This is a genomic window from Polynucleobacter sinensis (genome assembly GCF_001595985.1).
GTDB classification, from domain to species: domain Bacteria; phylum Pseudomonadota; class Gammaproteobacteria; order Burkholderiales; family Burkholderiaceae; genus Polynucleobacter; species Polynucleobacter sinensis.
Map to the genome: position 1 here is coordinate 11,912 of NZ_LOJJ01000018.1, position 13,283 is coordinate 25,194.

The 13,283-nt window shown below is 43.0% G+C and carries 10 protein-coding genes and 2 pseudogenes; 7 read left to right on the plus strand and 5 right to left on the minus strand.

What is annotated here, in order from left to right; all coding sequences use genetic code 11:
• Positions 1–125: 125 nt before the first annotated feature.
• Positions 126–875 (plus strand): annotated as a pseudogene (locus tag AOB49_RS09965) (IS30 family transposase); the annotation flags it as partial.
• Positions 876–1,282: 407 nt separating this feature from the next.
• Here AOB49_RS09965 and AOB49_RS09970 read toward each other — a convergent pair.
• Positions 1,283–1,747, minus strand: a complete 465-nt coding sequence (locus tag AOB49_RS09970; protein WP_062310669.1) for an Lrp/AsnC family transcriptional regulator — start codon at positions 1,745–1,747, stop codon at positions 1,283–1,285.
• A gap of 213 nt (positions 1,748–1,960) precedes the next feature.
• Here AOB49_RS09970 and AOB49_RS09975 point away from each other — a divergent pair.
• The 4 genes and pseudogenes from AOB49_RS09975 to AOB49_RS12100 all read left to right on the plus strand — a co-directional run.
• Positions 1,961–2,863: pseudogene (locus AOB49_RS09975) on the plus strand (2-oxo acid dehydrogenase subunit E2); the annotation flags it as partial.
• Between the two features lie 34 nt (positions 2,864–2,897).
• Positions 2,898–5,537 carry an alpha-ketoglutarate dehydrogenase gene (gene mdeB, locus AOB49_RS09980; RefSeq protein ID WP_062310675.1) on the plus strand — a complete coding sequence of 880 codons (2,640 nt, stop codon included), beginning with the start codon at positions 2,898–2,900 and terminating at the stop codon, positions 5,535–5,537.
• A 14-nt stretch (positions 5,538–5,551) separates the two neighbouring features.
• Positions 5,552–5,782 (plus strand): type 2 periplasmic-binding domain-containing protein, encoded by a 231-nt coding sequence (locus tag AOB49_RS09985; protein WP_062310678.1) that lies wholly within the window; start codon positions 5,552–5,554, stop codon positions 5,780–5,782.
• On the plus strand, positions 5,754–6,215 hold the full coding sequence (locus AOB49_RS12100) for a hypothetical protein (RefSeq protein WP_156471412.1): 462 nt from the start codon (positions 5,754–5,756) through the stop codon (positions 6,213–6,215). The genes AOB49_RS09985 and AOB49_RS12100 overlap by 29 nt, the downstream gene beginning before the upstream one ends.
• Before the next feature lie 303 nt (positions 6,216–6,518).
• Here AOB49_RS12100 and AOB49_RS09995 read toward each other — a convergent pair whose 3' ends face one another.
• From AOB49_RS09995 to AOB49_RS10010, 4 genes are all read right to left on the minus strand, one after another.
• Entirely contained in the window at positions 6,519–7,307 is a 789-nt protein-coding gene (locus AOB49_RS09995; RefSeq protein ID WP_062310682.1) for an N-acyl homoserine lactonase family protein, read from the minus strand.
• Between the two features lie 221 nt (positions 7,308–7,528).
• Positions 7,529–8,872 carry an MFS transporter gene (locus tag AOB49_RS10000; RefSeq protein WP_082784145.1) on the minus strand — a complete coding sequence of 448 codons (1,344 nt, stop codon included), beginning with the start codon at positions 8,870–8,872 and terminating at the stop codon, positions 7,529–7,531.
• Between the two features lie 35 nt (positions 8,873–8,907).
• Positions 8,908–9,870: an SMP-30/gluconolactonase/LRE family protein gene (locus AOB49_RS10005; RefSeq protein WP_062310686.1), complete on the minus strand. Its 963-nt coding sequence runs from the start codon at positions 9,868–9,870 to the stop codon at positions 8,908–8,910.
• Positions 9,871–10,109: 239 nt separating this feature from the next.
• Positions 10,110–11,018, minus strand: a complete 909-nt coding sequence (locus AOB49_RS10010) for a LysR family transcriptional regulator (RefSeq protein ID WP_062310687.1) — start codon at positions 11,016–11,018, stop codon at positions 10,110–10,112.
• A gap of 111 nt (positions 11,019–11,129) precedes the next feature.
• Between AOB49_RS10010 and AOB49_RS10015 the strand changes: the two genes are divergently transcribed.
• Together AOB49_RS10015 and AOB49_RS10020 are read left to right on the plus strand one after the other, a co-directional pair.
• Positions 11,130–12,323, plus strand: a complete 1,194-nt coding sequence (locus AOB49_RS10015) for a CaiB/BaiF CoA transferase family protein (RefSeq protein WP_062310689.1) — start codon at positions 11,130–11,132, stop codon at positions 12,321–12,323.
• Positions 12,324–12,337: 14 nt separating this feature from the next.
• A complete protein-coding gene (locus AOB49_RS10020) occupies positions 12,338–13,273 on the plus strand; it encodes a hydroxymethylglutaryl-CoA lyase (RefSeq protein ID WP_062310691.1) in 936 nt (311 codons plus the stop codon).
• Positions 13,274–13,283 lie beyond the last annotated feature (10 nt).

The following is a 13,283-nucleotide window of genomic DNA, read 5'->3' on the forward strand; positions in this document are numbered from 1 at the left end:
TTCATTGCCTTTTATGGGTCTTGATTTCAACCGATCGATGCAACACACTAGTAACTGCGTAAGCGCAAGGTGTTGCTCATGAAACAACGTCTCGAATCTATTACACGGCCATCCAGAAGGCTTTAATGTGGGAGCGGTGGCAAAAAGGCGATAACCTTCATCAGATAGCGCAATTATTTGATCAGGGTCACTCCTCTATCCAGCGTATTTTGGCTGAAAGTGGTGGCATCAGACCACTACAGCGAACTCGATCAGTTTTTGCGTTAACTTTGGCTGAGAGAGAAGAAATCTCCCGTGGCCTGGCAACTGGGCAATCACTTCGCTCTATCGCACAGCTTTTAGGCAGGCCGCCTTCTACGGTTAGTCGCGAAGTAAAACGCAATGGCGGTATTAAAGACTACCGATCAGCTGGGGCTGATGGAGCTGCTTGGGATCGCGCACTTCACCCTAAGGCTTGTAAACTGGTCTTGAATAAGCCCATGGCAACTATCGTGACAGACAAGTTGCAGCTTTTGCAGTGGTCGCCACAACAGATTGCCGGATGGTTAAAGCAAACGTATCCAGATGACGAAAGTTATCAGATGTCACACGAAACAATTTGTCGTAGCCTCTTTATCCAAGCCCGCGGAGCCCTAAAGAAAGAACTCGTGGCGCACTTACGACGCACGCGGATCATGCGCCGCTCACGCCATCATATGCTCAAAGATGTCGGCCTTGGCAAGATTGCCAATGCAGTCTCTATTAGAGAAAGGCCAGCTGAAGCAGAAAATCGAGCAGTGCCAGGACACTGGGAAGGCGATCTACTTTATGGGGATGTCAACAGCCAGATCGCTACTCTCGTTGAGCGCCAGACTCGCTATGTAATGCTAGGAAAGTTTCCCGTACCCTAATGCTTAATCGCAGTTAATGTAGCTTGATGGAAAAAGTTAGCCCAGAGTTAGCCCGGCGCATAATAAAAAAGCCCCGCTGACGCGAGGCTTAGTAATGCTGGTGGGTCGGGCGAGATTCGAACTCGCGACCAACGGATTAAAAGATGTGGGATTGTAGATAGACAGTAGTCAAGACATTGGTCTAAACCTGTCTTGAAAGTACTGTGATGTAGGCGGGTGGTCTTATGGGATCGATTGGAATGTGGTCAAGATCAATTGGTTTCGACAATGTCGTGTTGGAGTATCCGGAAACGCGACATTTGTTTGTCGGGAAAACCGACAAATTAAATTGATGGATTAAATGCTTGATATTGCGATTTTTACAAATTATGTGTTTTATAGTTATGTAATTTCTATTTTGGCAGTGGAAGGGCAGTTTTATAGCGTACCTGTTTTAAAGCAAAACTAGATCGAATTTTTTCGATTCCAGCAATCGGAGTTAGTTGCTCTAAAATAAATTTCTCTAGCGCACCCATGTCAGCCACTGCAATACGAATTAGGTAATCACTATCTCCTGTCATCAGGTAGCACTCCATGACCTCATCGTGCTCCGAAATGCGTTGTTCAAATTCTGCTAGTGCTTCTTTGGATTGCTCTTTAAGGCTGATAGAGATAAAGACGTTTAAGCCTAGCCCCAACACCTTAGGATCGGCTAGTGCAACATAGTTTCTGATCACACCCTTGTCTTTAAGTGCTTTTACACGCATGAGGCATGGTGATGGGGATAAGTGAACCCGTTTCGCTAACTCCACATTGCTATGTGAGCTGTCATTTTGCAGTTCGTTCAAAATTCTGATATCTATGTGATCTAGCTTCATAAAATTCCTTAAAAAACATATATACCAGCATATTATGCTGAAAATAAGGATTTTTATCCATTAATTAGCATCCTATTTTGCCTGTAATCCAACAAAATAAAGTCATAGAAACACCCCTTAATAGCTGGAGGAGTTGTGGGTATTGAGATTGCATTTCCTGGAGTTGAGAATTTGCTAGAAAGAGATCAAGCGGGCACTGGATCTCGATTTTGGGCCGGACCCTCGACAAGAAAGTATGCTCGCGAGCTTGGTGTTGAGATTCAGCAGGTTAGCGGTAGCGGACAACGAGGGCGCATCACCAAAGAAGACATTCAGCAATTTATTAAACACTCCATGTTGTCAAGAGCGAGTACATCTACACAGAGCACTCAGGGCATTTCAGGATTTGATCTTTTGCCTTGGCCTAAAGTCGACTTTACTAAGTTTGGTGAAATAGAGCGCCAAGCACGAAGCCGCATTCAGAAAGTATCAGCCGCTAATCTGGCACGTAACTGGGTCATGATTCCGGCGGTAACTTATCACGATGACGCCGACATTACTGATCTTGAAGAATTTCGTGCAGCATTAAATCAAGAGAACAAAAAAGATGCAGTAAAGATTACTTTGCTCGCATTCTTAATCAAGGCTGCCGTGGCTGCGCTCAAGAAGTACCCAAGCTTTAACTCCTCGCTCGATGGTGACGAGCTCATTTTGAAAAAGTATTTTCATATTGGCTTTGCGGTAGATACTCCAGGCGGTCTGGTTGTGCCAGTAATTCGTAATGTTAATCAAAAAGGGATTCGTGAAATTGCCGAGGAGACTGCCGGGTTAGCCTTGCTAGCGCGAGAAGGAAAATTGAAGTCAGATCAGATGCAGGGCGCTTCCTTTACGATCTCTTCATTGGGTGGTATTGGCGGTACCTACTGTGCCCCGATTGTGAATGCGCCTGAAGTGGCTATCCTGGCGGTGAACAAGTCTGCAATCAAGCCAGTCTGGGATGGTTCGCAATTTGTTCCACGTTTGATTTGCCCACTGTCTATGACTGCCGATCATCGGGTCATTGATGGCGCTTTAGCCACACACTTCACCACCTACCTCACTCAGTTGTTGGGTGATTTTCGTAAGGTGATGCTATGAATTTAGAACATCAAAAGTTACAGAGGAATTTTTTATGAATGCTCCCGACATTAAAAAATACTTAAATCTCGAGCATATCGATACCGACCCAGCAGAAACTGCAGAGTGGAACGAGGCGTTTATGGATTTACTGGCCTCGGGCGATAGTGCGCGCGCTAAGTTTATTTTGGATAGCTTGTTAAAGCTTGCTAATAAAAATCAAATTAATTGGGTGCCTGACCTAGTCACGCCTTATATCAATTCAATACCAGTAGATGAGCAACCTCCATTTCCTGGAGATTTGGCAATCGAAGAAAAGCTAGCTTCGCTGATGAGATGGAATGCGCTAGCGATGGTGGCAAAGGCAAATGAAGCCTATGGTGAGCTAGGCGGTCATATTGCTAGCTATGCCAGCGCTGCAGATTTATTTGAGGTTGGGTTCAATCATTTTTTCCGCGCAAGGACCGAGGGTGGCGATGCAAAAGAGCGTGGAGACTTAGTTTTCTTTCAACCGCATAGTGCTCCAGGCGTATATGCTCGAGCCTATTTAGAGGGAAGGCTGACTGAAAATGATCTTGCGCATTATCGCCGTGAGATTACTGCGCCCGAGTCAGGTGCAAGAGGTTTATCTAGTTATCCACATCCTTGGTTAATGCCTGATTTTTGGCAGTTCCCAACAGGCTCCATGGGAATCGGCCCAATCAGTTCGATTTATCACGCACGCTTTATGCGCTATCTCAGTGATCGCAAATTATTGGACTGCTCAACTAGAAAAGTATGGGGTGTGTTTGGTGATGGTGAGATGGATGAACCAGAAAGCATGAGCGCATTGACATTAGCTTCTAGAGAAAAGCTGGATAACTTGGTTTGGGTGGTCAATTGCAACCTACAACGCCTAGATGGCCCAGTGAGGGGTAACGGCAGAATCATTGATGAGTTGGAAAAATTGTTTAGGGGCTCTGGTTGGAACGTAATTAAATTGGTTTGGGGTAGCGATTGGGACGGACTTTTTGCTAGAGATACTACGGGAGCTCTGGTAAAAGCCTTTGCTCAAACCGTTGATGGTCAAATGCAAACCTTTGCTGCAAAAGATGGCAGCTTTAATCGTAAAAATTTCTTTGGCCAAAATGAAGAATTGGCTCGTCTTGCTCAAGGCATGACCGATGAGCAAATTGATCGACTGAAAAGAGGCGGTCATGATTTAGTCAAAATTTATGCGGCTTATCAAGCTGCAGCCAACCATGTTGGTCAGCCAACAGTGATCTTGGCGCATACCAAGAAGGGCTACGGTATGGGCAATGCTGGCCAAGGAAAAATGACGACGCATAGCCAGAAGAAGCTAGATGATGAAGCATTAATTGAGTATCGCAACCGTTTCAACTTGCCATTAACTGACGAGCAGGCAACGAGCCTGACTTTTTTCAGGCCTGATGAAAATAGTGAAGAGCTGAAATATCTAAAAGAACAGCGTACTAAGCTTGGTGGGCAATTGCCTAAGCGCTATTCGGAATGTGACAAATTAAATGTCCCAGATATCAATTCGTATGCAGCGTTTGCAATTAAGGCCGAAGACAAAGAGATGTCAACGACGATGGCTTTTGTACGGATGCTTGGAAACTTACTCAAAGACAAAGAGCTTGGTCCTCGAGTAGTGCCGATTGTTGCGGATGAAGCGCGTACCTTTGGTATGGCCAATTTATTTAAACAGGTTGGTATTTATTCTAGCGTGGGACAGCGCTATGAACCAGAAGATATTGGTTCTGTATTGAGTTATCGCGAGGCATTAGACGGGCAAATCCTGGAAGAGGGCATCAGTGAGGCGGGCGCAATTGCCAGTTGGACTGCTGCAGCAACCAGTTATAGCGTTCACGGTATTGCAATGCTACCTTTTTATATCTACTACTCCATGTTCGGCTTTCAGAGAATTGGTGATGCCATTTGGGCTGCAGCCGATCAACGTGCCAGAGGATTTTTATTGGGTGCTACCTCAGGTAGAACAACATTAGGTGGTGAGGGTTTGCAACATCAAGATGGCAGTAGTCAGCTTGTTGCTGCAACCATTCCCAACTGTAAGGCATATGACCCAGCCTTTGCCGGTGAGTTAGCGGTGATTGTCGATCAAGGGATGCGTGACATGTTGGTGGATCAAAAAGATTTGTTCTATTACATCACCCTCATGAATGAAAACTATGCTCAGCCTGATTTACCTAAGAATGCAGCTGAGGGCGTGATTCGGGGTTGTTATAAATTTAAGGCGATTAAGGCTGCCAGTGGTGATGGCAAGTCTTGTGTGAGTTTGCTCGGTTCTGGCGCCATCATGACTGAGGTATTAAAGGCAGCAGATATCCTTGCCAGTGATGGTATTGATGTTGACATTTTTAGCGTGACCAGCTGGAGTGAATTATCTCGAGATGGTAAATTAAAAGAACAGAAAAGTTTGAAGGCCCAATCAGATGATGTCATACCATTTATTAGCAAAGTTTTATCAGAAAGTAACGGCCCAATTATTGCTGCCACTGATTATGTCTGCGCTTTACCAGAGATGATTCGTGCATATATTCCTAGCGAAAGAAAGTATATTACTTTAGGTACAGATGGATTTGGTAGGAGTGATACCCGCTCGGCATTAAGAGATTATTTTGGTGTAAGCGCAAGTAATATTGTTAAAGTTGCTAAAAATGTATTATTAAACTAAAAACGGAGACTGTTATGGAAGCAAAAAAAGCTATTATTTTGTTTGCAAGTGCACTACTTTTAACTTCTACTATTTCAAGTGCACAAACTTCAAGTTCAGTTAACTGGCCTAGTAAACCGGTCACATTCGTTCTTACCCAAGCACCTGGTGGCGCAAATGATATTACGGGTAGGGCACTAGCCCAAAAATTAACTGAAATTTATAAGCAGCCTTTTATTGTTGATAACCGTCCAGGCCATAGGTAGACGTATATTGTTCTGGTATGGGTGGATTAGTGGTTGCTCCAATATCAAACGCAATCTTTATGCCTGGAATAAGAGTCCACACTGGTGCTGCCGATACAAAAAAAATGTTGGTGCGATTTGGGACAAGATCAGCTATCAAACACGTTATAGCGTGAAGCTGGATACACCGAAGTTGATTATCAAATGCACTGAGGCATTAGGTGACTTAAATCAATACCCTAAAGTGGTACCACCCAAGGTACGGGCCAGCAAAGCTAAGATAGTTATGGGTATGGATGGCGTGCATGGCGTACATACTGGTATCGCAGAGGACTCACTAGACGGTTATACAGTTTCAGTACCAGACGTGTACGCATACATTCAAAACAGAGTGCACCTATCACATTCTACAATTTTTTCGATCCTTGATGGCTCAGGACGACTTGCTGAGTAAACGATTTCACGAACGGGTAATCCAGATAAAGTAACCGGGCGGCCCCCAACATGCATACTACCTACTTCTGAAATTTGCATTGTTGATCGATTATTTTGAGCACATCCTGCTAAGAAAATGCTCGCAAAAGTCAAACTTACTAAAGCTAGATAGTGTCGATAAAAAAGCTTTCTAGAAGGAAAAAATTTGAGGGTTGAGTTGGAAGTATTGGCTTTCATTACTATCATCTCCTTGTTTTAAGTTAAATATTCATTCGCCTTCATGATTGGGGGTTGTTACGTCATTACATTAATTAAAATCAATCTATAAAGGATCTATCAATGACACAATTTCTAGATCACTTTTTCCCGTTCTTTTGTAGAGTGACATTGTTAAAGGATCATGTCCAGCAATTACGTGCTCCGGAGATTCCGCTAAATCTTTGATTAATTCAAATCCACTTAACATATCGCTGGTATTTAAAACAATAGGGAAGGGAGAGTGGTTTTTAAAGTTTTCTAAATAATGTGCAGCATCAGAAGCAATTACAATCCAGCCTCGTTTAGTATGTACCCTAACAATTTGAAGGCCTTTTGTATGTCCTCCAACTAAATGAACTTCAATACCTGGACGAAGCTCATACACTCCATTGTGAAATCTAACTCGATCTTCGAAATTTGCATAAATTAATTCGCAAATATCATGAGGATCATATGCATGTCTACAAAAAGCATGTCTCATATCAGGCCCTGTAGCATAAGACATCTCACTTTCTTGTATATGAAAGCGTGTTTTTTTAAGTAGATCTGTATTTCCTGCATGATCATAGTGAGCATGGGTAATGATTACATCGCTAAGATCTTCGACTTTGATGCCGCTTTGATTTAATGACTCTATAGGGCATCGCAAATGATTTCTTTTTCTAGCCTTTGCTGCTGTTTTATTAAAGCCAGTGTCAATCAAAATCGTTTCTTTATCATTTTTCAGGAACCAAACGTAATAGTCCATATTGGTTGCCATGTCATGTAGATCATGAAAAATAAAGTTTTCTAGCCTGCGTCTTTGGACTGTTGCATATCTTAGGGCATAGGCTTCCCAAAGCGGTTTATTCATTTTTCTAGATCTCCGTGAATATCTTTTAAAATATATGATGTTTTCAATAGAGGTTTTTTTATAAGCAAAAAATATTAATACTCAGCTTAGTTAGCACCATTCTTTTAATCACAAGAGGTTTGAAACGAGCATAAAACGCATAATTGGGTTATTTAATAGGTACATGATTTTTCGGTAAGCAACTGGAAAGCTGCCAGTTGCTTACGTCTAGCAATTCCTACTTATGTCTGTAATGGGCGATTCTTTTTCAAAAGGCCAATAGCAAGAAAGGCGGCTATTAAAAAACTAGAGGATAGTAACAGTTGGCCTATGACGTCTGCACCTGTGGCATCACGTAATATTCCAAGCAGATAAGGGCCAAAGAAACCACCAATATTGCCAACAGAATTAATCAATGCAAGGGTTACTGCACTTTTTGCTCCACTAAATTCTTGCGCAGGGAAGCTGTAAAGTAAGGGAACCGCTGCTTGAATGCATGCCCCCATGCACAATCCTACAAGAGCGATCGTATTATTGGTGGCCAGACTTGAAATTAGCATTCCAATGCCGGCAATTGCCAACACTCCAACAAGAATGGGTCCTTTGCGACCATAACGGGATGTGTAGCTCGAGACATAAATGAGTACGACTGTTGCCACTGCCCAAGGAATTGCCGAGACTAACCCAGCGTCTACGTTAGATAGCCCCATTCTTAGTTTGATGATTTGTGGCGCCCAATAGGTTACAGAATAAAATCCAATCATCATGAAGATGTAAATAATGCAGTAGTACCATGCTCTTGGGTTCTTGAAAATTGCCTTTACAGCACTTAATCCATGATTGGCGGGATCATTAATTTCTTGCTTAGAATCTTTTAGGTATGAATTTAGTTTTTCCTTCTCATCTTTTGTCAGCCATTTTGCGTCATCAGGTGTGTTGGCCATAGTTTTAAGACAAACAAAACTGACGACAACTGCAAGACCACCCTCGACAATAAACACCCACTGCCAGCCACTAAATCCAAGAATGCCATCCATAAGTAAGAGCGCTGCAGTTAAAACGCTGCCCAGTGCTAATGAGATTGGTATACCAATTTGAAAAAGGGAATATGCTCTAGCAAGATGTTTCCCTGGAATGAAAAGGCTAAAGTAAAAGAGTATTCCTGGGTAAAATCCAGCTTCAAATACCCCGAGAATAAATCTCATTGTGTAAAGTGAATTTGGACCGCTAACCCAGGCCATGGCAACACACACTAGGCCCCAGCTCATCATTATTCGCGCAATCCAAATTCTGGCTCCAAAGCGACGTAACATCAAATTTGAAGGTATTTCAAATATTACGTAGCCGATAAAAAATAATCCTGCCGCTAATCCAAACATGGAGGATGTTAGGCCTAGGGCGGCTGACATTGGAGGCCCCGCCACACCAATATTTGTCCTATCAATAAAGGATACAAACAGTCCGATAATAGCTAGCGGTATTAACGCATTTAAAACCTTCTTAACAATTCGGTTTTCTTCCGTTTGTTCGTTAATATTGATTGCTGACTGCATAGCATTTGCTGAATCAAACTGCTGTCCCATCATTAGTCTCCTTGTTGCATGGTTATTGAGTCAAGGCTTTAAAAATCCCAGTGAACCGGTAATGCTCCTGATATTTCAGATTTAAATTTGGCGAGTTGGCTATTGAATAGTGACCCTAGATAAACTGTTTTTAAGTCACTTCCCCCAAAACCAATACTGGAAATGTTTCCTAATTTTCTTTTTCCGCCGGAATCAAAATGAAGCTGTCTTGAAAACGTATTGTTTTGAAAAGCTTGTTCGCAAACATCAAGCCACTCGGGGTCTGAATCTTCGAGAATAATTTCTTGATGACCGTCTGGTCTTGTTCTTATTACTCGATTACTAACCACGCTGACGATCCATAGACCTCCTTCGGAATCAAATGTGAGTCCGTCTGGCCATGTTCCAGCGCCGTATTGAGAATAAACTTCTCTCTCACCAAGAGAGCCATCAGGCTGTATCAAAAACCGACTTGTGCAACGTGCAATAGTTTCATTAACGTAAAGCCATTTACTCGTGGGATCTATAACAGCTTCGTTTGTAAATCCAAGTCCATCAGCAACCAATCGCACGCCTTTTTCGTCCGATACCAGAATGAAGCCGTCTCCATATCCTTTGTGCATAGATTGTTCTCTTGGTACTAATTTGGTGCTGACGGTTACCCAAGTTCTCCCAGCCTTATCAATGCTGACAAAGTTGGTTGGTGGAAGTGGCTTACCATTAAATTCAAGTATGTAAGGAGACAAAGTGCCGTCGGTTGATAGGTGGAAGACACCGCCGCTAGGTCCAAGGTTTGCTATTAAAAAACTGCGGTCAGGCAATAGAGCAATTCCATTTGGTAAAAAATTTTCAGGAGGATTTTTAGCTAATAGAAGTTCAGTTGCTCCTGATGAGCGAATAATGCTCACTCCACCGCGTTTATCAGACATGAATATATCTCCCGAGCGCGTTGTTAAAACGCATTCACAACGCTGAAGACCTGTTCCTAAAAAATCAATATCTGCTAATGTGATAGTGGTCATTTGTCTAAGCTCTAATTTTGGAAATAATGATTTGGCTACTCGCCAAATGTTTTGGATCCTTAAGGCTTGAAGCTATGTTGATTTGATTGGATTAGATCGTAACAACAAACTATGTGAAGAACTATTGCTATGGCGGCAATGGTTCTTCTTGTTTTGCGAAGGATCGCTAGGTCAAAATAGGACTTAAAGAAAGCTCTCTATTTAAAAAGAGATATCGGCTTTAATGGGAGATATCAGCTTTAAGTGCTTTTGATTAAATGCTCTGCCAGCAGAATTGATGCAGGGGATTTCTTTATATCTTTTTTAATTGCAAGTAAAAGATTTCTTTCTGACCATGAGTCCTCTAGATTAATTGAAGTGAGATTCATCACTTTAATTTGAGCTGCACAAGCTTTGAGAGGCGCTATACCGATGCCTAAATTGGCGTTAATCATCTGACACATAGCATCATAACTTCTGACTTGAATTCTTAGCCGCATTGATTTACCTAGCTTTTCGGCCTGCCTGGAGGTTAGTTCAAGTAATGAGCTACCGCGATTAAGCCCAACAAAGTGATAATCAAGACATTCTTCGAATGAAATCCTTTTTCTTTGGGCAAGAGGATGGGCTTTGCTGCAAATGACAACAAGTTGGTCTTGTCCAATAACCTTTGTTTCAAGTCCAGCAGTCGGTGTGCCTTCAGCGAATACTCCAATGTCGGCTATTTCATCCAAAATTGCCCTAACGATATCCCCGCTCAATTGCTCCTCAACATCCAATTGGATATTTGGGTGAGCATCTAAAAAGTCCGATAAGGCCTCGGGGAGAATTTCTGTTAGGGCTGACATATTGGCCCAAAGACGAACATGCCCCTTTATTCCATTCGCGTATTCCCCTAATTCATGGCTGAGTTGTTCAAATCCCTGGAATAGGCGTAGGGCATGTTGCATTACGGTATACCCGGCTTGGGTGAGAATGACGCCTCTTGCTGCCCTATCAAGCAATGTTATACCGACGGTTTCTTCAAGATCTGAGATTCTTCGGCTAGCAGCGGATAAGGCAAGACTACATTCCTTGGCGCCTTTGGTAATGCTTCCAGATTTTGCGATAGCGCAAAATAGCTTTAAGGTAACAAAGTCGACTCTGGCTGGGTTAATTTTATGCATCATTGCCTCATTCTAGCTATATCTTCGCAGATTGAGAAGGGTGCATCTCCAAATAGCAATTTTCATACTGATTATTGAGGAGTAACTTTGCAATAACTACATTTTGGAGAAGTAATGGAGCCATTAGCAAATTTAAAAGTGATTGAAATGGGCCAGCTGATCGCAGGCCCATTTGCTGCTAAAACATTAGCCGATTTTGGTGCTGATGTTATTAAGATCGAGCCTCCCAAAGTTGGGGATGCTTTACGTAAATGGCGCTTATTGAAAGATGGCACTTCAGTTTGGTGGCAAGTTCAGTCACGAAATAAGAGATCACTATCGCTAGATTTAAAGCAGGCTGAAGCGCAAGAGATCATTCGCACTCTAGTTAAAGAGGCTGATGTATTAATTGAAAACTTCCGACCTGGAACATTAGAGGGTTGGGGGCTAGATCCTGAAAAATTACTCGAGCTTAACCCAAAGTTAATTGTTCTGCGTATCAGCGGTTACGGCCAGACTGGTCCTTACAGAGATAAACCAGGATTTGGCGTAGTAGCTGAGGCTATGGGTGGTTTACGTCATCTGACTGCAGAACCAGGCAGAGTTCCAGTTCGTGTAGGTATCAGTATTGGCGATACCTTGGCATCCTTGCATGGCGTAATTGGTATCTTGCTTGCACTCCAGGAGCGTCACAACAGTGGCAAGGGTCAGATCATTGATATTGCCTTGTATGAGGCGGTGTTTAACTGCATGGAGAGCTTGCTCCCAGAGTACAGTGCATTTGGCGAAGTAAGACAAGCTGCTGGCAGTGCATTGCCAGGAATCGCTCCATCCAATGCTTATGAGTGCGCTGATGGTGGCTATGTTTTGATTGCTGGTAACGGCGATAGTATCTTTAAGCGCCTAATGAAGCTCATTGGACGTGATGATTTGGGAAATGATTCTGAGCTAGAAAATAATGATGGCCGTGTGAAGCGTGTAGCTGAGCTTGATAAAGCTATTGGCGTGTGGGCAGCGACAGTCAGCACTGACAAAGCGCTTGAATTGCTTGACTCGGTTGCTGTGCCTGCAGGCCGTATTTATACCGTAGCAGATATTGCCAATGATCCGCACTATCGGGCGCGTGAAAATATTCAAACGATTCAAATGCGAGATGGCACCAAATTAGATGTCCCTGGAGTCATTCCAAAGCTGTCTCGAACACCTGGATCAATTAAGACACTTGCTCCTGATATTGGTGAGAATACTGATCAAATCTTAAAAGAGATTGGTTTAAGTGAATTTCAGGTTGCCTCATTGAAAGAGCGCGGTATTGCCTTTACAAAGTAACTACAGAGAAAAACATGACAAGACTATATTTTAATGACGTTGTAACAAGAGACGGCTTTCAGATTGAGCCAAATTTTATTCCCACCGAAGACAAGATTAAGTTAGTTGATGAGCTCAGTGATTGTGGCTTCGCAAAAATTGAAGTGACTTCTTTCACGTCGCCAAAATCAATACCAATGCTACGCGATGCTGAAGAGGTGATGGGCCGTATTAAGCGAGTCCCTGGCGTTGAGTACACCGTCTTGGTGCCAAATCTGCGAGGTGCAGAGCGTGCCCTTGAATCGAAGGCAGATGAGTTCAACTTGGTGATGTCCACTTCAGAAACCCATAATTTGGCAAATTTGCGTATGGGGCGTGAAAAAAGTTTTGCAGGATTGGCCGAAGTGATTAAGTACGTTGACGGTAGAACGCCAATTAACGTCTCCTTGTCTACCTGCTTTGGCTGCCCAATGGAGGGTGAAGTCCCTCAAACAGTTGTGGAAGGATTTGCGCAGCGTTTTGCTGATTTAGGCGTAAGGGGTCTTACGATTTGCGATACCACTGGTATGGCTAACCCAGACCAAGTTAAGAAAATGTGTGATGCCTTGCAAAAACGCTTCCCATCATTACAGCTCACATTGCATTTTCACAATACACGAGGCATGGGCTTAGCTAATGTTTTGGCGGCAGTTCAATCTGGCATAGTGCGCTTTGATGGATCTTTGGGTGGTCTAGGCGGCTGTCCATATGCTCCAGGAGCAAGCGGAAATATTTCTAGTGAAGATGCTATTCACATGCTAGATGCCATGGGATATGACACTGGAATCAATATTCCAAAACTATTGCTACTAGCAAAAGAGTTGCCAAAAATTGTTGGGCATGAAGTACCAGGTCAAGTAGCTAAGGCAGGAAGCACCTTTACTTTGCATCCTGAACCAGCTTATGTCGACGAATTGCGTCGCGCTCAATAATCTAAGCTAG